20 protein-coding genes and 1 other RNA gene are annotated in these 21415 nt (G+C 72.8%); 16 read left to right on the top strand and 5 right to left on the bottom strand.

Annotated features, from left to right (window positions below):
* Positions 1 to 15 precede the first annotated feature (15 nt).
* The 5 genes from C5507_RS19395 (at position 16) to ssrA (ending at position 5539) form a co-directional block, all read left to right on the top strand.
* Positions 16 to 1014: a GNAT family N-acetyltransferase gene (locus tag C5507_RS19395; RefSeq protein WP_104530144.1), complete on the top strand. Its 999-nt coding sequence runs from the start codon at positions 16 to 18 to the stop codon at positions 1012 to 1014.
* Between the two features lie 10 nt (positions 1015 to 1024).
* Positions 1025 to 1903: an SCO6745 family protein gene (locus tag C5507_RS19390; RefSeq protein WP_104530167.1), complete on the top strand. Its 879-nt coding sequence runs from the start codon at positions 1025 to 1027 to the stop codon at positions 1901 to 1903.
* A gap of 90 nt (positions 1904 to 1993) precedes the next feature.
* On the top strand, positions 1994 to 3619 hold the full coding sequence (locus C5507_RS19385) for an SLC13 family permease (protein WP_104530143.1): 1626 nt from the start codon (positions 1994 to 1996) through the stop codon (positions 3617 to 3619).
* Positions 3620 to 3867: 248 nt separating this feature from the next.
* On the top strand, positions 3868 to 5010 hold the full coding sequence (locus C5507_RS19380; RefSeq protein ID WP_104530142.1) for a magnesium and cobalt transport protein CorA: 1143 nt from the start codon (positions 3868 to 3870) through the stop codon (positions 5008 to 5010).
* Between the two features lie 153 nt (positions 5011 to 5163).
* Positions 5164 to 5539: a transfer-messenger RNA gene (ssrA, locus tag C5507_RS19375) on the top strand.
* Positions 5540 to 5595: 56 nt separating this feature from the next.
* Here the strand turns inward: ssrA and C5507_RS19370 are convergent.
* Both C5507_RS19370 and C5507_RS19365 read right to left on the bottom strand, forming a co-directional pair.
* Positions 5596 to 6066 carry a GNAT family N-acetyltransferase gene (locus C5507_RS19370; RefSeq protein WP_104530141.1) on the bottom strand — a complete coding sequence of 157 codons (471 nt, stop codon included), beginning with the start codon at positions 6064 to 6066 and terminating at the stop codon, positions 5596 to 5598.
* A gap of 56 nt (positions 6067 to 6122) precedes the next feature.
* Positions 6123 to 6683, bottom strand: coding sequence for a cysteine hydrolase family protein (locus C5507_RS19365; RefSeq protein ID WP_104530140.1), 561 nt, complete (start codon positions 6681 to 6683; stop codon positions 6123 to 6125).
* A 212-nt stretch (positions 6684 to 6895) separates the two neighbouring features.
* Here C5507_RS19365 and C5507_RS19360 point away from each other — a divergent pair, with 212 nt between their 5' ends.
* Entirely contained in the window at positions 6896 to 8431 is a 1536-nt protein-coding gene (locus tag C5507_RS19360) for an adenylate/guanylate cyclase domain-containing protein (protein ID WP_207225621.1), read from the top strand.
* Positions 8432 to 8644: 213 nt separating this feature from the next.
* On the opposite strand, the gene C5507_RS19355 is transcribed toward C5507_RS19360, so the two are convergent.
* Positions 8645 to 9706, bottom strand: a complete 1062-nt coding sequence (locus C5507_RS19355; protein WP_207225622.1) for a potassium channel family protein — start codon at positions 9704 to 9706, stop codon at positions 8645 to 8647.
* A 76-nt stretch (positions 9707 to 9782) separates the two neighbouring features.
* Positions 9783 to 11525 (bottom strand): class I adenylate-forming enzyme family protein, encoded by a 1743-nt coding sequence (locus tag C5507_RS19350; RefSeq protein WP_104530139.1) that lies wholly within the window; start codon positions 11523 to 11525, stop codon positions 9783 to 9785.
* Positions 11526 to 11626: 101 nt separating this feature from the next.
* Here C5507_RS19350 and C5507_RS19345 point away from each other — a divergent pair, with 101 nt between their 5' ends.
* The 5 genes from C5507_RS19345 to C5507_RS19330 all read left to right on the top strand — a co-directional run bounded on the left by C5507_RS19345 (position 11627) and on the right by C5507_RS19330 (position 15876).
* Positions 11627 to 12478 carry a patatin-like phospholipase family protein gene (locus tag C5507_RS19345; RefSeq protein ID WP_104530138.1) on the top strand — a complete coding sequence of 284 codons (852 nt, stop codon included), beginning with the start codon at positions 11627 to 11629 and terminating at the stop codon, positions 12476 to 12478.
* 137 nt (positions 12479 to 12615) lie between these two features.
* A complete protein-coding gene (locus C5507_RS19340) occupies positions 12616 to 13767 on the top strand; it encodes a glycerophosphodiester phosphodiesterase (RefSeq protein WP_104530137.1) in 1152 nt (383 codons plus the stop codon).
* A 149-nt stretch (positions 13768 to 13916) separates the two neighbouring features.
* Complete coding sequence (locus tag C5507_RS19335; RefSeq protein ID WP_104530136.1) at positions 13917 to 14630, top strand: DsbA family oxidoreductase; 714 nt, start codon at positions 13917 to 13919, stop codon at positions 14628 to 14630.
* A 182-nt stretch (positions 14631 to 14812) separates the two neighbouring features.
* Positions 14813 to 14977 carry a hypothetical protein gene (locus tag C5507_RS22495; protein WP_158657651.1) on the top strand — a complete coding sequence of 55 codons (165 nt, stop codon included), beginning with the start codon at positions 14813 to 14815 and terminating at the stop codon, positions 14975 to 14977.
* Positions 14974 to 15876 (top strand): enoyl-CoA hydratase-related protein, encoded by a 903-nt coding sequence (locus C5507_RS19330; RefSeq protein WP_104530135.1) that lies wholly within the window; start codon positions 14974 to 14976, stop codon positions 15874 to 15876. Before C5507_RS22495 ends, C5507_RS19330 begins: the two co-directional genes overlap by 4 nt.
* A gap of 41 nt (positions 15877 to 15917) precedes the next feature.
* Here C5507_RS19330 and C5507_RS19325 read toward each other — a convergent pair whose 3' ends face one another.
* Positions 15918 to 16427 carry a MarR family winged helix-turn-helix transcriptional regulator gene (locus C5507_RS19325; protein WP_104530134.1) on the bottom strand — a complete coding sequence of 170 codons (510 nt, stop codon included), beginning with the start codon at positions 16425 to 16427 and terminating at the stop codon, positions 15918 to 15920.
* A gap of 85 nt (positions 16428 to 16512) precedes the next feature.
* Between C5507_RS19325 and C5507_RS19320 the strand changes: the two genes are divergently transcribed.
* The 5 genes from C5507_RS19320 to C5507_RS19300 all read left to right on the top strand — a co-directional run bounded on the left by C5507_RS19320 (position 16513) and on the right by C5507_RS19300 (position 21288).
* Positions 16513 to 17076 (top strand): YceI family protein, encoded by a 564-nt coding sequence (locus C5507_RS19320; protein ID WP_104530133.1) that lies wholly within the window; start codon positions 16513 to 16515, stop codon positions 17074 to 17076.
* Between the two features lie 103 nt (positions 17077 to 17179).
* Positions 17180 to 17521 (top strand): hypothetical protein, encoded by a 342-nt coding sequence (locus C5507_RS19315; protein WP_104530132.1) that lies wholly within the window; start codon positions 17180 to 17182, stop codon positions 17519 to 17521.
* A gap of 102 nt (positions 17522 to 17623) precedes the next feature.
* On the top strand, positions 17624 to 19516 hold the full coding sequence (gene typA / locus C5507_RS19310) for a translational GTPase TypA (protein WP_104530131.1): 1893 nt from the start codon (positions 17624 to 17626) through the stop codon (positions 19514 to 19516).
* A gap of 223 nt (positions 19517 to 19739) precedes the next feature.
* Positions 19740 to 20234 (top strand): DUF5994 family protein, encoded by a 495-nt coding sequence (locus C5507_RS19305; protein ID WP_104530130.1) that lies wholly within the window; start codon positions 19740 to 19742, stop codon positions 20232 to 20234.
* 73 nt (positions 20235 to 20307) lie between these two features.
* On the top strand, positions 20308 to 21288 hold the full coding sequence (locus tag C5507_RS19300) for an NAD-dependent epimerase/dehydratase family protein (protein WP_104530129.1): 981 nt from the start codon (positions 20308 to 20310) through the stop codon (positions 21286 to 21288).
* The last annotated feature ends 127 nt before the right edge of the window (positions 21289 to 21415 follow it).

Here is a 21415-nt window from a genome sequence, read left to right as displayed (position 1 = left end):
CTAGTCTCGCCAGCCGTGCCTGCTCTTCCCCCGCTGCCCGACGGCTTCGCCGCCCGCCCCCTGCACGCCGACGACGCCGCGGCGGTGGCCGCGCTGATCGTGGCCGCCGAACCCGGCGACGACACGGGTGAGTACCCCGAGGCCGACGACGTCACCGACGAGTGGACCGGCTGGAAGCTCGACCTCGCGCGCGACGGCGTCGCGGTCCTCGACGGCAGCGGATCGCTGTCCGGGTACGCGACCGTGTTCGCCACGGCGAGCTTCCGGGACTCGTTCCGCGTCTCCCTCGACGGGCGGGTGCACCCGGCGGCCCGGGGGAGGGGCGTCGGTGGCGCGCTGCTGGACTGGCAGCTGGCCCGCGGCGCCGAGCTGCACGCCGAGCGGCGGCCGGAGGCGCGGGCGACGCTCGTCACCGGAGTCCTCGGCACCCAGCCGGACCTGGAGCAGCTGGTCGCGCGCAGGGGGCTCGAGGCGGAGCGGTGGTACCGGTCGATGGAGCGACCGCTCTCCGGCCTCCCGGCAGCAAGGTCGGTGCCCGGCGTGGAGCTGGTGCCGTTCACCTGGGACCGCGACGACGAGGTCCGTCGCGCGCACAACACCGCGTTCAGGCAGCACCACGGGTCCAGCGAGCGGGACGAGGCCACCTGGCAGTCGCTGTTCACCGGGCAACGGTCCTTCCGGCCCGACCTTTCGGTCCTGGCGCTGCACGACGGGGCCGTGCAGGGGTACGTCCTGGCCTACGTCTACGAGTCCGACGCCCGGGCGAAGGGCTACCGCGAGGTGGTCCTCGGGCAGATCGGGGTCCTGCCGGAGGGGCGGGGCCGGGGTGTGGCGTCGGCCATGATCGGCCGCGCGCTGCAGCTGGCCGCCGACGACGGCTGCGCCCGGGCGGCCCTGGACGTCGACAGCGGCAACGTCACCGGGGCGCTGCGGCTCTACGAGGGTTTCGGGTTCGAGACCGTGCGCACCCGCGTCTCCTGGTCGGTCGCGCGCCCGCCGATCACGGCTGACTAGGGTGCGGCGCATGGTCAGCGCCGATCAGCCCGCCCCCGCGTTCGATCCCGCCCTCGTCGGCCGCGCCCACCGCGCGATCGACCCGCTGCACTCGCAGCTCTACTTCGCCCCGGAGCAGGACGAGCACCTGAGCGCCCTCGGGCTCAAACCGGGCCGGATGGTCTACTTCGCCGCCCGCGCCGCCGCCATGGGCGCCGTTGGCGCCGGGGTCGTGACCGCGACCTTCTACAACTTCTCCCCGTCGCTGGTCGCGCACATGATCCCGCGCGCCTGGACGCTGGCCACCCCCGAGCAGGTGCTGGCCGCTCGTCTCGACGCGGCACGCGCGTCCCTCACCCGCCTGCTCGGTGAGGACGTCGCGGCGTCGGCGGAGGTGGCCGAGCTCGGCGAGCTGCTCCGCGAGGCGTGCACCGACCTCGGCGCCGAGGGCCGCGCCCTCTATGCCGGTCACGCCGACCAGCCCTGGCCCGAGGAGCCGCTGCTGGTGCTGTGGCACGGCACCACGCTGCTGCGCGAGCACCGCGGGGACGGGCACGTCGCCGTCCTGGTGCACGCCGGGCTGTCCGGCCTGGAGGCGCTGATCACCCACTGCGCGACCGGCCGGGGCTTCACCGAGCAGGCTGCCAAGGCCACCCGCGGGTGGAAGGACGAGCAGTGGTCCGCCGCCTGCGCCGCGCTGGCCGACCGCGGGCTGCTGGACGACGCCGGGCTGACCGCGGAGGGCGAGGAGCTGCGGCAGCGGATCGAGACGCAGACCGATGCGCTGGCCGCGGACCCGTGGCTCCAGCTGGGCGCGGAGAAGACCGCGCGGGTGGTCGAGCTGGGCAAGGGGCTGTCCCGGCAGATCACCGCGAACGGCGCGTTCGGGCAGGGCATCTTCGGTCGCTGAGCCGGCGGGTGCCCGCGGCCTCGTACGGGTCGCTGAGCGGTCCGTCGCTGCCTATCGTTCGGAGCACATCTGCAGACGCCGGGGGGCACCATGACCGCGACCGAACGCGAACAGGGCAAGGTCCAGGCCCAGCGGACCGACGTCGACGCGGCCTTCCGGGGGAGCGCGACCTACCGCAGCCTGGGAGAGCAGGAGCTCAGCCCCGCCGAGGAGCGGTTCGAGAAGGGCCGGCGGACCGTCGGGCTCTTCCTGGCCCCGGTGGTCACGATCGTGTTCGCGCTGCTGCCGTTGGACCTGCCCCGTGACCAGCACCTGCTGGCCGCCGTGCTGCTCGGCGTCATCGTCCTGTGGATCACCGAGCCGGTGCCGATCCCCGTCGGCGGCCTCATCGGGGTCGGGGCGATCGTCGTCCTCGGCGTCGTCCCCGCCGACGACGCGCTGGCCCCCTTCGGCTCCACGACGGTGTTCACCTTCATCGGCGCCTTCATCCTGGCCGCGGCCATGCTCAAGCACGGGGTGGCCCGGCGCTTCGCGATGTTCATCCTGTCGCTGAAGTGGGTGGGGGCCTCCACGGCGCGGGTGATCATCGCCTTCGGATTCATCACCGCGGTGCTGTCGGCGTTCGTCTCGAACACGGCCACGGTGGCCATGCTGCTGCCGACGGCGATCGGGATCCTGTCGGTCATCGCCAAGCTGCTGCAGGACAAGGACCTGGTGAAGTCCGACTTCGACCCGCTGCGGCTGCGGGTCGGCGTGGCGCTGATGCTCATGCTGGCCTACGGCGCGGGCGTCGGTGGTCTGCTCACCCCGGTCGGGAGCCCGCCCAACCTGATCGGCCGCGGCCTGATCGAGGAGGCGACCGGCGAGCGCATCGGCTTCCTCGACTGGATGCTCATGGCGCTGCCCATCTGCGCGCTGATGTTCGTCGCCCTGACCATCGTCCTGCTGCTGGTCAACAAGCCGGAGATCAAGCGCATCGAGGGCGTGCACGAGTACGTCTCGAAGGAGCGGGCCGAGATCGGCCCCTTCACCGGAGCGGAGCGCAACACGCTCATCGCGTTCGGCACCACCGTCGCCCTGTGGATCTTCCCGGGCGTCATCGCACTGACCGCGGGCACGGAGTCCGACCTCTACGCGACCATCAGCGACCGGCTGGACGAGGGCATCGTCGCCGTCCTCGGCGCCTCGCTGCTCTTCCTGCTGCCGACGGAGTGGAAGAAGCGGGAGTTCACGCTCAACTGGAGCGACGCCGCGAAGATCGACTGGGGCACGATCCTGCTGTTCGGCACCGGCATCATCTTCGGCTCGCTGCTGGCCAGCACCGGTCTGGCCGAGACCATCGGCCAGGCATCGGCGGACTCCCTGGGGCTGACCAGCACGCTGGCCATCACCGTCTTCGCCGTCATCCTCGCGATCATCATCAGCGAGACGACGTCGAACACCGCGTCGGCCGCCGTCGTCGTGCCGATCATCATCCCCGTGGCCATGGCGGCGGGGATCAACCCGTTCGTGCCGGCGCTGGCGGCCACCTTCGCCGCCTCCTTCGGCTTCATGCTGCCGGTGTCGACCCCGCAGAACGCGATCGTCTACGGATCGGGCGTCGTGCCGATCACCAAGATGATCAGGTCGGGGATCTCCTTCGACGTGCTCGGCGCGCTGCTCATCGTGCTGCTGCTGCCGCTGCTGGTCGACCTGGTGCTGGGCTCCGTCGGCTGACCCGCCGGCGGCTCACCCGTGTGAGCGACGACACCCGCAAGACCGCCCGCCGGCCGTGGGACCATGGGCGACGGCCGTGTCACGAGGACGGTGGCCGGGACCGGGAGGAGGACGTCGTGCGCAGCGAACCTCCGAGTACCGAACCCGAGTAGAAGGACCACCCTTCCCCCCACGCCTCGCAGGCTCGCCGCGGGCCCCTGAAGGGTGGCCGTCAGCACCCCGCCACACCGTCGTCCCGGGAGCCCGTCATGGTCGAACGCCGCCGCGTGCCGTTGACCGCCCTGTCCACCCTCACCCGCCGTCCGCGGCCGGAACTGGTCCCGCCCGTCCACCGCCCGCCCGCACCCGCGCCGCCGGCCCCGCCGGCGCCGTCCCGGATGGTGGACAACGCCGTCTACTCCGACGGCCGCCGGGTGGCCACGCCGGCCACGGCGGAGGAGAGCCGCGAGGAGCTCTCGCTCGGCGAGGAGCGGCTGGCCTGGCTGGGCCTGTACCGGCCCGAACCCGGGGAGCTCGGTTCGCTGGCGGAGCTGTTCGACCTGCCCGAGCTGGCCGTCGAGGACGCGATCAAGGCCCACCAGCGGCCGAAGTTCGAGCGCTACGGCAGCACGCTGTTCGTCGTCCTCAAGGCCGCCCGCTACGTGGACGCGGCCGAGGAGGTCGAGTTCGGGGAGCTGCACCTGTTCCTCGGCCGCGACTTCGCGATCACCGTGCGGCACAGCGAGTCGCCGGACCTGTCCCGGGTGCGGCGCCGGCTGGAGAGCGACCCCGCGCTGCTGGCCAAGGGCAGCGAGGCGGTGCTCTACGCGACGCTGGACGCCGTCGTCGACGGGTACCGGCCGGTGGTCGACGGGCTGGCCAACGACATCGACGAGATCGAGACCCAGGTGTTCGGTGGTGACCCGGGGGTCTCCCGGCGCATCTACGAGCTCTCGCAGGAGGTGCTGGAGTTCCAGCGGGCCGCGCAGCCGCTGACCGGGATCCTCGCCGCCATCACGGCCGGCTTCGACAAGTACGGCGTCGACGAGGAGCTGCGCAGCTACCTGCGCGACGTCGCCGACCACGTGGTCCAGGTGAACGAGCGGGTGGAGGCCTTCCGGCTCCAGTTGCGCGACATCCTCACGGTGAACGCCACCCTTGTGGCGCAGCGGCAGAACGAGGAGATCCGCGAGCTCACCGAGGCCTCGATCGCGCAGGGCGAGGAGGTCAAGAAGATCTCCGCGTGGGCGGCCATCCTCTTCGCGCCGACCCTGGTCGGGACGGTGTACGGGATGAACTTCGACCACATGCCGGAGCTGCACTGGGCGTGGGGTTACCCGCTCGCGCTGGTGGCGATGGTCGGCGTCAGCGGAACGCTGTACGCCGTCTTCAAGCGCCGCGACTGGATCTGACGCACCGCCCGCGCGCGTCGAGTGCGCAGTCGATGCTGCCCGGCACGCCGACCCGCGGCGTGTCGAGCGACAGCAGCTGCCCACTCGGCCGGCCGGAGACGCGGCGGAACATCGGCCTTGCCCGCTCCGTTACGCTGTCTGCACAACTACACAGGGGGTGAATGGTCTCGACTTCGGTCGCTTGACCAGGGGAAGCGAGCCGAGGAAGGCGACGATGATCTCGTTAACCACCCGTCGCAAACCACAAATGCCGACGCTAAGCGCGGCGACTTCGCTCTTGCTGCCTGACGGTAGCTGAGCGAGTCTGTCAGCCCGGGTTCGTCATCGGCCCGGATCCTGGCATCAGCTAGATGACTCACCGCACGTGCCGGTCGCGGACACGTGGGGGACACCCAACAGCGACTGGGCCCGTCACATCGAACATGTCCGTGTGATCGATGGGGTCGAGCAGAGGCGACAGCGGACTGCGCTCGGAGAAGCCCTGGCCATACGTCGAAGGACGCGGGTTCGATTCCCGCCACCTCCACCACCCCTGTTGCGTGCGAGAGCCCCGGTCGGCTGACCGGGGCTCTCGTGCGTCCTGGGTCAGTCCAGGTCCAGCACGGCCACCGTCTGGTCGCCGGAGGTCTCGCCGGTCGGCCGGAACCCGAGGCGGAGGTAGAACGCGCCCGGCCCGTCCTCGCCCGGGTGGTAGGTGGTGAACAGCGTCGTGCCCCCGCGACGGCGGATCTCCGCGGCCACCGCCTCGACCGCGAACCGACCGTAGCCGCGGCCCTGCTCGTCGGCGGCGATGTTGAGCCGCCACAGCCCCGAGCGGACGTCGGACCGGGTGCCGTTCCCGAGCCAGTCGATGTCCAGGAACGCCATGAGGAAGCCGACCGGGCGGTCGCCGTCGACGATCAGCCGCGGCCAGGCGACCTCACCGTGCGCGTACGCCTCGGCCAGCGACGTCGCGACCGGATCGACCGCGTGCTCCTGGTCGGGGCGCACGCGGATGGCCATCGCGGCCTCGACGTTGGCCGGCGTGATCGGCTCGATGCGCGGACCGGTGGTCATCACTGCACCGTAGATCGGGGGTCGAGCGGTTTCCGGCCGGAAGCGGCGCCGGCCGGTCAGACGCCGGAGAAGTCCACCTCCGCGGTCGGCACGACGCTGCCCGTGCGACCCGGCGCGGAGGCGAACCCCCAGTAGGAGTTGGTGTACGCGATGGCCTCCGCCGGGCCGATCGGGACGCCCCACTGGCGCATGTCCTCGGTGGTGTGCGCGTCGGCCACCAGCGTCGTGTCGTAGCCGCGCACCAGGGCGCCGTGCAGAGTCGACCGGATGCAGGCGTCGGTCTGCGCACCGGCGATCACGAGCCGTCCGACGCCGCGCTCGGCCAGGCGCTCCTCCAGGTCGGTGGCCTCGAAGGAGTCGCCGTAGGTCTTGTGCACCAGCGGCTCCGCCTCCAGCCGCTCCAGTTCGGGGACGTACTCCCACTCCGGCGAGCCCTGCGGCAGCCCGTCGTCGGAGTGCTGCACCCACAGGACCGGCACGTCCTCGCTGCGCGCCCGGTCCACGAGCTGCCGGATGTTGGCCACCACGCGATCGCGTTCCCAGGCCTCCCCGACGACGCCGTTCTGCACGTCGATCACCAGCAGGGCGGTGCGCGGACGGTTCTCCAGAGCGGTCACGGGTGCCTCCACGGGTGGCGGTGGGTGTCGGCGGTCACCGTAGGGCAGGCCACCGTCATCCCGAGCGGCCGCGAGCGCCGTCGTCCGACGCGCACGTCCTCCGTTCGGGGAACCGGGGAGGTGCAGCCGACGGCGATCGCGCACCATGACGTCGTGATCACGATCGGGGGAGGTCCCGGAACCCGGGACCGGCAGCCCTCGTTGCGCCGACCGTGACCGACCACGGCCCCGGCCTCCGCACGGAGGCGCGGGACGGCGCGCGGCGTCGGCTGGCGTTCCTGGCCACCTGGGCCCCGAGCGGGCGGCTGGCCGTGCCGGTGATCGTCTCGCTGGTGCTGGTCTCGAACATGGTCGGCGTCGGCACCGTGATCCTGCTGCTGCTCGGCGTCGAGGACGGCAGCGGCCGATCCGGGCGAGCCGAGGTGCTCTGGGCCGCCGCGGCCTACCTCGTGGTCGCCCTCCCGGCGGCCACGGTCGCCGGTCTGCGGCGCCAGCGCGTCACGAACCGCTGGCTCATGGCCGGCCGCGCGCCCACCCGCGAGGAGGCCCGGCACGCGCTGCGGCTGCCGCTGGACACCGCGCTGATCGCCGCCTGCGTCTGGTTCATCGCCGCGATCCTCATGGGCACGGTGGCGGCCTTCTCCTTCCCCGATGCACGGGTCGGGGCACGCGTCGCCGTCGTGGTGATCCTCGGCGGCGTGGTCACCGCCGGTGTCACCTACCTGCTCGTCGCCCGCGTGGCGCGGGCCGTCACCGCGCGGGCGCTGGCCGAGCACCCGCCCGTCGGCGCCCTGACGCTGGGCGTCCGGATCCGGCTGCTGCTCACCTGGGGCCTCACCAGCGGCGTGCCGATGCTCGGCGTCGTCCTGCTCCACCTGGACCCGAGCAACCCGGGTGGGCCGGGCAGGAACGCCGTCGTCTTCCTGGTGGTGGTCGCGCTCCTGGTCGGGGCGCTGGCCACCCTGCTCATCGCCCGTGCCGTCGGCCAGCCGCTGCGGGAGCTGCGCCAGGCCGTGCAGCAGGTGGGTTCCGGGGACTACGAGGTCGACGTCGTGGTGGACGACGCCGGCGAGATCGGGCTGCTGCAGGAAGGCGTCAACTCGATGGCCGCCGGCCTGGCCGAGCGGGAGCGGCTGCGCGACCTGTTCGGCCGGCACGTGGGCACCAGCGTCGCCCAGCGGGCTCTCGCGACCGGCGTCTCGCTCGGCGGTGAGGAGCGCACCGTCGCCGCGCTGTTCGTCGACATCGCCGGCTCCACGTCGCTGGTGCGCCGCACCGGCCCCGAGGAGATGGTCGGGCTGCTCAACCGGTTCTTCGAGATCGTCGTCGACACGATCGAGGGCGAGGGCGGACTGGTGAACAAGTTCGAGGGCGACGCCGCCCTGTGCGTGTTCGGCGCCCCCACCGACCACCCCGATCCGGCCGGCGCGGCGCTGCGGGCCGCCCGCCGGATCTGCGCGGCCGTGGCCGATGCCGGCGAGGTCGACGTCGGCGTCGGCGTGGCCTGCGGCCGGGTGTGGGCCGGGCAGGTCGGGGCGGCCAGCCGGCTGGAGTACACGGTCATCGGGGACCCGGTGAACGAGGCCGCCCGGCTCACCGAGCTGGCCAAGGACCACCCCGGCCGCGCGGTGGCCAGCGAGCCCACGGTCCTCACCGCCGGAGCCGACGAGCGACCCCACTGGGCACCCGGCAGGGAGATCGAACTACGGGGCCGTGACGAGCCCACGAAGACCTGGGTGCTCGCGTAGGTCGTGCCGAGCGGGGCCCGAAGGGTCCCCGAGGGACGGCCTGGCTCCGCGGAGCGGGTCCCGACGACGGGGGGCCGGAGGCTCCCCAGAGGAGACCCTGGCTGCCTTGTCGTGCCGAGTGGGCCCCGGAGGGGTCCGCGCAGGCACGACGAAACGGCTCAGATCAGCGGGGGAACGGCAGTTGGAGGCGGTGCGATCCGGAGGATCGCAGTGTCATTGCGTCGGCGGCCGCATCGGCTTGCCGGGCTCGTGGGCCTTGACCACGACGAGCACGTCCTCGGGCTGCAGCGTGCCGATCAGCGCGTCGTCGAAGCGCAGCGTGCGCCCGCTGCGGGTCACCGACAGCACGATGTCGCGCAGCTGACGGGGACCCAGGCCCACCTCGTCCGCGGTCACCGGACGCTGGTGCAGGTCCAGGCCCTGCCCGCCGGTGACCAGGTCCTCGACGACGGCGACCACGCGCGGTGCGTCGGTGGACAGGCCCAGCAGCCGGCCGGAGGTGGCCGACGTGGTGATGACGGTGTCGGCGCCGGACTGGCGGAGCAGGTTGGCGTTCTCCTCCTCCCGGACCGAGGTGGTGATCGGCACGCTGGGGTTGAGCTGGCGCACGGTCAGGGTGATGAGCACCGAGGCGTCGTCCCGGTTGGCCGCCACGATGACCGCGCGGGCCCGCTCCACCGACGCGCGGCGGAGGACCTCCGTGCGGCCGGCGTCGCCGATGATGCCGGTGAGCCCGAGCGAGTTGGCCTCGTCGATGGCGCGGGGCTCGGGGTCGACCACGACGATCTTGTCCGGCGTGGTGCCGTTGGCGATGAGCGAGCGGATGGCGCTGCGGCCCTTGGTGCCGTAGCCGCACACGATGACGTGCTGGCGCACGCGGGACCTCCAGCGACGGATGCGGAACTCCTCGCGTGACCGGGCGGTCAGCGCTTCGAGGGTCGTTCCGATGAGGACGATCAGGAACATGATGCGCAGCGGCGTGATCAGCAGGACGTTGACCAGCCGGGCGCCGGGGGTGACGGGCGTGATGTCGCCGTACCCGGTCGTGGAGAGGGAGACCGTCGCGTAGTACGTCGCGTCCAGCAGGGAGATGGGGCCGCCCTTGCTGTCCTCGTACCCGTCCCGGTCGATGTAGACGATCAGGACGACGACGGCCAGGACGATCGCGGCGATGACCACCCGCCGCCACACCTGGCGGACCGGGGACTGCTCGAGGTGGGCGATCCGTACGCCGGTGTGCTCGGTCTCCAGACCGCCTCGCTGCTCCTCGTCCACGTCGCGGACAGTAGTGAGCGGGAGCCCAGGTCGCGCGTCGCCGCACCCGAACGGGTGCGACGACGCGCCCGACTCCTCAGGCCTGGAGCGACTCCCGTTCGCGTGCCGCGAGCTCCCGCTTGAGCACCTTCCCGGCCGCCGAGACCGGGATGGCGTCGATGAACGTCACGTCCCTCAGCCGCTTGTAGGGGGTCACCTTGTCGTTGACCGCGGCCATCACCGACTCGGCGGTGAGAGCCGCGCCGGCGTCGTCGGCCTTGCGCACCACGTAGGCAACCGGGAGTTCCCCGGCCCCCTCGTCGGGCCGCCCGACGACGGCCGCGCCGGCCACTCCCGGAACGCCGAAGAGGATCTCCTCGAGCTCGCGCGGGAACACGTTGTAGCCCTTGTAGAGCAGCATGTCCTTGGTGCGGTCGACGATCGACAGGTAGCCGTCCTCGTCGAGGATCCCGACGTCGCCGGTGTGGAACCAGCCCTCCGCGTCGATCGACTCGGCCGTGGCCTCGGGCCGGTGGGCGTAGCCGCGCATCACCTGCGGACCGCGGATGCACACCTCGCCGCGCTCGCCGGCCGGCAGCGGGTCGCCGCCGCCGAGCGGCCGGATGGTGATCTCGGTGTCGAAGACCGGGAGCCCCACCGTGCCCGGCTTGCGCGTGCCCGAGCGGAACGTCGGGTTGCCGGTGGCATGCATGGTGACCTCGGTCAGCCCGTAGCCCTCACCGATGACGGCGTTGGGCAGCAGCGCCTGCAGCCGCTCGATCAGCGTGACCGGCAGGGGGGCGGCGCCGCTGGACACCCCGCGCACCCGCGACCAGTCGTGGTCGGCGAAGCCCGGCACCTGCAGCAGCGCCACGAAGACCGGTGGGGCGCCGCCGATGCCGGTCACGTCGTACCGGATCGCGTCCTCGACGTACTTCACCGGGTCGAAGCGCATGTGGATGATCGTGGTGGTGCCGCCCATGACCATGCCGTTGAGGTAGCCGATCGCCCCCATGGCGTGGAACCACGGCGTCAGGTTGACGAGGCGGGCCTCGCCCAGCCGGGTCGGGTACTCGTCGGGGCTGCCGACCTGCTCCAGCGTCACGTCGCCGTGCTCGTCGAGGGCCGGCAGGGAGCCGGAAGTCCAGCAGCCGGACTGCAGCACGTTGGTGACGACGTTGCGGTGCGGGAGCTCCACGCCCTTGCTCACCCCGGTGGTGCCGCCGGTGTACGCCAGGTGCGCCAGCGCCTCGGCGGGGTCCAGGCCGGCGTCCAGCTGCCGGTCGGTGGGATCGCCGGACAACAGGTCGGAGAGGTCGACGTCGCTGTCCTCCAGGCCGCCGAGCCGGGCGGCGAAGTCCAGGGTGTGCGCCTCCCCGGTAACCACGACGGTGCGGACCGAGGTCTGGGCGAGTGCGCCGCGCACGAAGGGGAGCACCTGGTCCCAGGTGACCAGGACGGTCGCCCCGGCGTCGTCGAGCTGTGCGGCGAGGTCGGCGGAAGGCAGCAGCGGGTTGGTGGGGGAGAACGTGGCGCCGGCCAGCATGATCCCGTAGTACAGCGGCGGGTACTGCCGGCAGTTGGGGATGTGCACCGCGACGACGTCGCCCGGGCCGACCCCGTGGTCGGCCAGCCAGCCGGCGACCGCGTGCGCCCGTGCGCCCAACTCCGTGAAGGTCAGCGGCACGTCGTGGTCGATGAACGCCGGCCGGTCACCCCAGCGCCGGACGGCAGCCCGCAGGATCGAGCCCACCGGCACGCCGGGGTAGTCCAGCGACCGGGGGAGTCCGGGCGGCCAGCTGGCGGCTGCCGGGGCCGGGGCGGACTGCACGGTGGTCATGCGTTTCCTCTCGTCGACGTAGCTCGGAGCACAGCGTGGCCCACGTCACACGCTCTGTCGAGGGTCCGTCCACCGGTCCGACGGCTGCGAGGATGGCCGCCATGAGCGACCAGCGGACCGCACTCGTGCTCGGCGGCGGCGGCATCACGGGCATCGCCTGGGAGATCGGCGTGCTCGCCGGCCTGGCCGAGGCAGGCGTCGACCTCACCGGTGCCGACCTCGTCGTCGGGACCTCGGCGGGTTCGGTCGTCGGCGCCCAGGTCACCAGCGGCGCACCGCTCGAGGAGATGTACGCCCGCCAGCTCGAGCCGCCGGCGCAGGAGAAGGTGGCGCGCATGACGCGCGGCAACCTGGCCCGCTACGGGTGGGCGATGCTCATCAGCCGCGGTCGCGACGTGGAGTTCCGGCGCCGGATCGGTGCGCTGGCCCTGGCCGCGGAGAAGGCCGGGCTGACTCCGTCGGAGCAGGAGCGGCTGGAGGTGATCGGCTCCCGGCTGGTCGGCAGGGACTGGCCCGAGCGCGACCTGACGATCACCGCGGTGGATGCCGCCACCGGCGAGTTCCGCACCTTCGACCGCGGCTCCGGCGTGCCGTTGCTGCAGGCCGTCGCCGCCAGCTGCGCGGTGCCGGGGGTCTACCCGCCGGTCACGATCGACGGGCGGCGCTACGTCGACGGCGGCATGCGGTCGGCGGCCAACGCCGACCTGGCGCACGGCTACGACCGGCTGGTCGTGCTGGCTCCCATCCCGCGCGGCGTCGGCCCGCTGGCCAGCGTCGACGCCCAAGTCAGCGGCATGCTGGCACGGGTGGCCGTGGTCGCTCCGGACCAGGCCAGCCGGACGGCGATCGGCCGCAACGTGCTCGACCCGGCGGCGCGGGAGCCCGCGGCGCGGGCCGGCCGCGCACAGGCGGCCCGGGTCGTGTCCCGGGTCTCGGAGGTCTGGGCCGGCTGAGCCGGGTGCGCCCCCGGAGGGCCGCCCGTTCGTCACCCGCAGTTCGCCCGGGGACCCGTGGGTGGTCATCCGGACCGGATGGGATCGACGTGCGGAGCCGGCGGCGAGGGTCGTCGTCCGAGCCCGCGGGAGTCCCGATGCTCGAAGCACGCCGTCTGCGCGCCACGGTGGCCGCCGTCGCGGTCGCCGTCCCCGTCGCCCTCGTCGCGCCGGCCGCCGTCCCCGCCTCGGCCGCCCCCCGGCCGCCGGCCGCCCAGCCGGGCGAGGCCCTCGCCGAGGACCTCCTCGTCGTGGGCCACCGCGGTGCCTCCGGCTACCGGCCGGAGCACACCCTCGCCTCCTACGAGCTCGCCGCCCGCATGGGTGCCGACTACATCGAGCCCGACGTCGTCAGCACCAAGGACGGCGTCCTCGTCGCCCGCCACGAGAACGAGATCTCCGGGACCACCGACGTGGCGGACCGGCCGGAGTTCGCCGACCGCCGGACGACGAAGACCATCGACGGCGTGCCGTTCACCGGCTGGTTCACCGAGGACTTCACCCTCGCCGAGCTGCGGACGCTGCGGGCGGTGGAGCGGCTGCCCGAGGTGCGCGAGGAGAACACCCTCTACGACGGCCTCTACCAGGTGCCGACGCTGGACGAGGTGCTGGCGCTGCGGGCCCAGCTCTCCAAGGAGCTGCGTCGCGAGATCGGTGTCTACGTCGAGACCAAGCACCCCACCTACTTCGACGGCATCGGGCTCTCCCTCGAGGAGCCGCTGATGACCGACCTGCGCGAGGCGCGCGTGCACAAGCACCACTCGCCGGTGTTCATCCAGTCCTTCGAGACGGCGAACCTGCGCGAGCTCGAGGAGCAGGGCGTGCGCGTGCCGCTGGTGCAGCTGCTCTCCGGCTCGGGACAGCCCTACGACTTCACGGCCGCCGGTGACCCGCGCACCTACGCCGACCTGACCACCGCGGCCGGGCTCGCGGAGATCGCCGAATACGCCGAGGGCGTGGGGCCGGAGAAGGGCCAGGTGATCCCGCGGAACGCCGACGGCACCCTCGGGACCCCGACGGCGCTGGTGGACGACGCGCACCGGGTCGGGCTGCTGGTGCACCCGTACACGTTCCGCAACGAGAACACCTTCCTGCCGCCGGCGCTGCGGGAGGGTCCGGCGCCCGACGACTACGGCCGGGCGCTGGCCGAGCACGCCGCCTTCTGGGACGCCGGGATCGACGGGATGTTCACCGACAACCCGGACACCGGCGCGGTCTCCCGGGACCTCTTCACCGGCGCTGCCGGCTGACCGGCCCCTCCGCGTGATCATGGCGCCGTGACCCCGCCCGGGCCTCCGGGGTGGTCGCGGCGCCATGATCGCGGGGGACCGGGGTCGGACCGCCCGATTGACCGGGCCGTGCCGGAAGACCTGGGCCGGGGGATCGCGTTGACCCGGGCATGAAGGTCGAGATCTGGTCCGACGTCGTCTGCCCCTGGTGCCACATCGGCAAGCGCCGCTTCGAGGCGGCCCTCGCGCAGTTCCCGCACCGGGAGCACGTGGAGGTCGAGTGGAAGAGCTTCGAGCTGGACCCCGGCGCCCGATCGGCGCCCGCCGGGCAGCCGGCCGGCGCCACCGAGTACGCCGAGCGGCTGGCCGCCAAGTACGGCACGAGCCTGCTGGGTGCCCAGCAGATGACCGACACCATGACCGTCCAGGCCGCGGCCGAGGGGCTGGACTTCCGGTTCGACAAGGCGGTGCGGGCCAACACCTTCGACGCGCACCAGGTGATCCACCTCGCCGGCCTGCGCGGCGTCCAGGACGCGGTCAAGGAGCGGCTGCTGCGCGCCTACTTCACCGAGGGCGAGGCGGTCGGTGACCGGGAGACGCTGGTCCGGCTGGCGGCCGAGGCGGGACTCGATCGTGACGAGGTCCGCGCTGCGCTCGACGACCAGCGCTACGCCGGTGCCGTCCGTGCCGACGAGGCCGAAGCGGGGAAGCTCGGCATCAGCGGGGTGCCGTTCTTCGTCGTGGACCGGAAGTACGGCGTCTCCGGTGCCCAGCCGGCCGAGGCGCTGCTCCAGGTGCTCGAACGGGCGTGGGCGGAGCGTTCGCCACTGGTCATGGCCGACGGCGGTGCCGGCGCCTGCGGACCCGAGGGCTGCGCCGTCTGACCGACGGAGAGGCCGCCTGGCCACGGGTCGCCATGTCGACTCGTCCACCGCGGGCACGGCCAGGCCTCACGGGCCCATGCCCGTTGTCCGGAGGAGCAGGCGCGCAGCTCGACGGTCTTTGACCGCTCCGGGTGGCGCCTGTCACGCTGCCGTTGTCCCGTTCATCGACCGGAGGTACCCCCGTGGACGTCGATGGCAGCCCCGACGAGGCGGCGTTCCGCACCGGGGTCAGGAGCTCGCCCGGGGAGTACGCGGGTGAACTGTGGAGACGGGCGAAGGCGGGCCGGTTGCTGCCGGGTGACGAGGCGGAGCACCTGGACCCCGTCGTCGGCGCCCTGGGCAGGTGAGGACCACGGACCTCGCGGAGCTACGGTACGAGGTGGCCGACGGCGTCGCGACGGTGACGCTGCACCGGCCGGAGCGGCTGAACGCCTTCACCCTGACCATGGCCGACGAGCTGACCCGCGTGGCCGCGGCCGCCGACGCCGACGACGACGTCCGGGTCGTGGTGGTCACCGGGGCCGGCCGGGCCTTCTGCGCGGGCGCGGACCTGGGGAACGGCCCGGACACCTTCGCCGCCCGGCGCTCGCGGGCGCGCCCGCCGGGACCGCTGAGCGAGGACATCGGCGGCTTCCCGCGCGACGCCGGCGGGGTCGCCGCCCTGCCGTTCGCCGCGCTGCGCAAGCCGGTGATCGCCGCGGTGAACGGGCCCGCGGTCGGCATCGGTGCGACCCTCACGTTGCCCATGGACGTCCGGATCGCCGCCCAGTCCGCCCGCTTCGGCTTCGTCTTCGGCCGGGTCGGGATCGTGCCGGAGGCGGCGTCGTCCTGGTTCCTGCCTCGGGTCGTGGGCATCAGCCAGGCCATGGAGTGGGTGGCCACCGGCCGGGTGTTCGACGCGGCCGAGGCGTTGCGCGGCCGGCTGGTGTCCCGGGTGGTGCCCGACGCCGACCTGCTGTCGACGGCGTACGCGCTCGCCCGGGAGATCGTGGCCAACACCAGCGGGGTGGCGGTCGGTGCCGCCCGGCAGCTGCTCTGGTCGATGCTGGGTGCCGCCTCGCCGTGGGACGCCCATCGTGCGGAGTCGCGGGCGCTGGTCGAGCTGGGGGAGGGGCCGGACCCCGCCGAGGGTGTGACCGCCTTCCTGGAGAAGCGGCCCCCGCGGTTCGCCGCCCGGCTGGGCGACGGCCCGGTCGCGGGCGTCCCGCGCTGGCCGTTGCCGCCGGACGACGTCACCGGGGGCTGAACCGCCCGCCGGCGTGCGGCCGTGGCCTGCCCGCCACCTCCTCAGTCGGAGGGGTGCACCCGCTGGGGGTCGAGGTGGCGCAGCAGCGTCTCGCCGAGGTCGCGCATGCCCGCCACCTGCTCTGGGGACAGTCGGTCGAACAGCTCCCGGCGGACGCCCTCGACGTGCACCGGGGCGGCGCCCTCGAGCGCCGCGAACCCCTCCTCGGTGAGCACGGCCAGCTGGCCTCGGCCGTCCTCGGCGCACACCTGCCGGCGCACCCAGCCCCGCTCCTCCAGCCGGGAGACGGCGTGCGAGAGCCGGCTGCGCGAGGACAGGCAGCGGTCGGCCAGCTCGCTCATCCGCATCATCCGCTCGGGTGTCTCCGACAGCGCGACGAGGATCTCGTAGTAGGCGTGCGAGATGCCGGTGCGGTGGGTGAGGTCCCGGTCCAGCCGGTCGAGCAGGAGCTGGGCGCTGTACAGCCATGCCCGCCAGGCCTTCTGCTCCTCGACGTCGAGCCAGCGGGGCTCACCCGGGGGGAGGGGCTGCGGCGACACGGTCGAGGTCATGGGGCAAGAATACTGGCGGAATAGTTCAACGCTCAACTACGCTACGCCCGACGACCCCAGCACGACGCTCGACCAGGGAGACACCATGACCAGCAGCACCTCCGTCCAGATCCCCGGCTACATCGCCGGCACCTGGGACATCGACGCCAGCCACTCGACCGTCGGCTTCTCCGTCCGCCACATGATGGTCAGCAAGGTCCGCGGCTACTTCCGCGAGTTCTCCGGCGAGATCACCACCGCCGAGGACCCGACGCAGTCCACCGTCACCGCCACCGTCGACATGGACTCGATCGACACCCGTCAGGAGCAGCGCGACGCGCACATCAAGTCCGCTGACTTCTTCGACGTCGGCAACCACACGGTCATGACCTTCCGTTCCACCGCGGTGAAGACCGACGGCGCCGACTGGACCGTCGAGGGCGAGCTCACCCTCAAGGGCATCACCAAGCCGGTCACCCTGGCCCTCGAGGTCAACGGCTTCGGGCCGGACGCCTACGGCGGCACCCGCGCCGGCTTCTCCGCCCGCACCGAGATCTCCCGCAAGGAGTTCGGCGTGGACATCGACATGCCGATGGACGGCGGCGGCGTCGTCGTCGGCGACAAGATCTCCGTCGAGCTCGAGATCGAGGCCGTGCTCCGCGCCGCCTGATCGCCCTCGCTCCCGCGCGATCATGGCGCCGGGACCACCAGGACCCCCGGTCCGGTGGTTCCGGCGCCATGATCACGTGTGGGGGTGGAGGAGACTGGACGGCATGACGACCTCGGCCCTCGCCCGGATCCCCGCCTCGCTCCTGGTCGCCGTCGGCCTGGCCGCCGGCTTCGGCATCGCCCAGGGCACCGGCATCCGCGCCCTCGGCGGTGCGGTGTTCGCCGCCTGCGGTGTGGGTGCCGGCTGGATCGCCGCCCGGCGACGGGGACCGGCGGTCACGGCCGGGCTGGCGGCGCTCTACGTCGGCGCCTTCGTCCTGGCCCACGTGCTCGCCCTCGGAGCCGGTTTCCCCGCCTGGTTCGCGGTGAGTCTGGTCACTGTTGCCGCCGCAGGGGTGACCTACGGGGTGATCGACCGCTCGCGGGAGGCCATGCCCGCGCGCTGAGCACCTAGAGTGGAGGGAAGGTCGCGGCATCGGTTGCTGTTGACCTGATGCCCGCGCGCGTCCGCGCGGCGCGATCCCGAGCTCCCCGAGGTGCCCTTCCGCATGCCCACCCGCAACGACCTGCGCAACGTGGCGATCGTCGCCCACGTCGACCACGGCAAGACGACCCTGGTCGACGCCCTCCTCCGCCAGGCCGGCGCCCTCGGTCGGTCCAAGGGCGAGGGGACGGACAACGACTCCACGCAGGACCGCGTGATGGACTCGATGGACCTCGAGCGCGAGCGCGGCATCACCATCCTCGCCAAGAACACCGCGATCCGGCTGGCCGACGCCGACGGCAACCCCGTCGTCGTCAACATCGTCGACACCCCGGGCCACGCCGACTTCGGCGGCGAGGTCGAGCGCGGCCTGTCCATGGTCGACGGCGTCGTCCTGCTCGTGGACGCCTCCGAGGGCCCCCTGCCGCAGACCCGCTTCGTGCTGCGCAAGGCGCTGGGCAAGGGGATGCCGGTCATCCTCGCGGTCAACAAGACCGACCGTGGCGACGCCCGCATCGAGGAGGTCGTCGACGAGTGCTACGAGCTCTTCATGGAGCTCATGGAGGACGCCGGCATGGACGCCGACGCCCTCGAGTTCCCGATCGTCTACTGCAACGGCCGCACCGGCCAGGCTTCGATGACCCGCCCGGAGAACGGCACCGTCCCCGACAGTCCGGACCTCGGCCCGCTGGTGCAGACGCTGCTGGACACCATCCCGGCGCCCACCTACGACGCCGAGGAGCCGCTGCGCGCGCAGGTCACCAACCTCGACGCCTCGCCGTTCCTGGGCCGGCTCGCGCTGCTGCGCATCCACTCCGGTGAGATGAAGCGCGGCCAGCAGGTGGCCTGGTGCCAGGTCGACGGCGCCATCAAGAGCGTCAAGATCACCGAGCTGCTGGTCACCGAGGGCCTCACCCGCACCCCGGCGGAGAGCGCCGGTCCCGGGGAGCTGGTCGCCATCGCCGGCATCGAGGACATCATGATCGGCGACACCCTCGCCGACCCGAACGACCCGCGCCCCCTGCCGCCCCTGACCGTCGACGAGCCGTCGATCTCGATCACCATCGGGATCAACACCTCGCCGCTGTCGGGCAAGTCGGGCAAGAAGGTCACTGCGCGCCTGATCAAGAACCGGCTCGACCAGGAACTGGTCGGCAACGTGTCGGTGCGCATGTTGAACACCGACCGCCCCGACACCTGGGAGATGCAGGGCCGCGGCGAGCTGGCGCTGGCCATCCTCGTCGAGCAGTTGCGCCGCGAGGAGTTCGAGCTGACCGTCGGCCGCCCGACCGTCGTCACCAAGATGGTCGACGGCAAGCTGCACGAGCCGGTCGAGCGGGTCACCATCGACACCCCGGGTGACTACGTCGGCACCCTGACCCAGGCGCTCGCGGTCCGCCGCGCCCGGCTGGAGAACCTGGTGCACCACGACACCGGCTGGGCGCGGATGGAGTACATCGTCCCCTCGCGTGGCCTCATCGGGTTCCGCACGGAGTTCCTCACCGAGACCCGCGGCACCGGTGTGCTGAACCACAACCTCGAGGGCTACGAGCCGTGGCTGGGCGACATGCGCGCCCGCCCGACCGGCTCGCTGGTCGCTGACCGCCAGGGCGTGGCGACGACGTACTCGATGTTCTCGCTGCAGGAGCGCGGCTCGATGATGGTCCAGCCCGGCACCGAGGTCTACGAGGGCATGATCGTCGGTGAGAACTCCCGTCCGGACGACATGGACGTGAACATCACCAAGGAGAAGAAGCTCACCAACATGCGCAAGTCCACCTCCGAGGAGCTGGAGCGCTTGATCCCGCCGCGCATCCTGAACCTGGAGCAGGCGTTGGAGTTCTGCGCCGAGGACGAGTGCGTCGAGGTGACCCCGGGCAGCGTGCGCATCCGCAAGGTCGTGCTCGACCAGACCGAGCGCGGCAAGTCCAAGAACCGCAAGCCCAAGCCCGCCTGATCCCGGGCGGCGCGACGAAGGACCTCTCCGGTTTTCCGGAGGGGTCCTTCGTCGTTCGGGAGCCCACCACCGTGGTCGTCGCGTGACGATTCGTGATGACCGGCCGTGCGAGAGCGACCCGCCCGTCCCGCCCTGCGCACGTGCCACGCGCGACTCGCCCTAGGTTCGTCCCGGGGTCGTGTGCGGAGGCCCGCAGTGCGTGACGAGAGGTGGCCGAAGGCTGATGACGACGATCACCCGAGCGGTTCCGGCGCCCGAGGGCTTCCGGGGTGGGATCGACGTCCGGGTGAGTCTGCGGGCCGACGCCGGGGCGGGCGGGTCGGCGTTCGACGGCGCCTGGTTCCCGCGCAGCCGGGACCTGTCCTCGGAGCTGCCCGAGCTGATCGCTGCTCTCGAGCGGCGCGGCGTCCGGGTGGAGCGGTTCACCTACGCCCTCGACGCCTGGGAACCGGCCCCGCGCAAGCTGGAGGTCCAGGGCCGGACCGTGCGCGCCGGCGGCTTCCGCAGCATGGACCCGCAGGTCGTCTGCCTGACCTGGGCCGAGGGCACCCGGCGGGCCGACCTCCTCGTCGTCCCCCCGGAGACCGACGTGCTCACCGGTGCGCGGGCACTGCGCCTGTGCACCCGCCGGGGTCTGCCTCCGTCGCCGCAGATGGTGCTCGCCGCCGCCCGGTCCACGCCGCTGCCCCAGGTCCCGGAGCACCGCCGGGCGGTCTGAAGCCCGGACCCACCGGCTTGCGCCGAGCGCGAACCGGCTGGACGGCGGGGAGCGCCTCGGCTGAGGTGGGCCCATGCGGCTCCTCGTCCTCGGTGGCACGTCCTTCCTCGGCCGGCACGTGGCCACGGCGGCGCTGGAGCGCGGTCACGACGTCGCGACCTTCACGCGGGGCGTCTCGGGGGAGCCTCCCGAAGGCGCCCGGGGCCTGCACGGCGACCGCGACGATCCCGACGCCCTGCCGCGGGTGCTGGCCGGGTGGTCGCCCGAGCTCGTCGTCGACACCTCCTGCCAGACCCGTGCCGCGGCCCGCAACGCCGCCGCGGCGCTGGGCGGGGTCCGGGGCTACGCCTTCGTCAGCAGCCTGAACGCCTATCGGAACTGGCCCCCGGGCCCGCTCGGCCCCGAGGACGCCGAGCCGACCTGGGACACCCAGGACGACGACTACGGCCCGAACAAGGCTTTCGCCGAGCGGGTGATCGGGGCGGCCGTCGGCGAGCGGTTCCTGACCGCCCGCGCCGGGCTCGTCATCGGCCCGTACGACTACGTGTACCGGCTGGGCTGGTGGCTGGACCGCATCGCGCGCGGCGGTCGCATCGTCGTCCCCGCGGAGGGGCTGGACCAGCCGATCTCCCTGGTGGACGCCCGCGACCTCGCCGGCTGGCTGGTGCGGATGGCGGAGGAGGGCCGCACCGGCACGGTGAACGCGAAGGGTCCGGTCGACATGACGACGCTGGGCGGGCTGCTCGAGGTGTGCCGCGCGGTGACCGGGGGCGACGCCGCCTGGGTCCCGGTGCCCGAGGCGGACCTGCTCGCCGCCGGGGTCCAGGAGTGGGTGCACCTGCCGCTGTGGCTGGCGCAGGGGACCGCGCGCACCGCCTGGGACGTCGACACCACGCGCGCCCGGGAGCTGGGGCTTACGACCCGGGCGCTGGAGGCCACCGTCGCCGACACCTGGGAGTGGATGCGGTCGTCGCAGCGCCCGCCGGTGCCGGCCCGCCGCCCCGCTCCCGGACTGCCCGCCGACCTCGAGGAGCGCCTCCTCGCGGGTCGCTGATGATCAGGAGACAGTGAGGATGTGGGTGAGCCCCGCAGCGACCGTTCCTGACCCTTCAGGAGACTGACTTCGGGTCTTTATCCGGATCTGTCGGTTCGGTTGCTGCGGGGCTCGCTGCACTCACCAG

Origin of the sequence: Blastococcus saxobsidens, assembly GCF_002938435.1 — a bacterium.
Lineage (GTDB): Bacteria > Actinomycetota > Actinomycetes > Mycobacteriales > Geodermatophilaceae > Blastococcus > Blastococcus saxobsidens.
The sequence above is the reverse complement of the archived record's forward strand: the minus strand, read 5'-3'. Positions and strand labels throughout refer to the sequence as shown.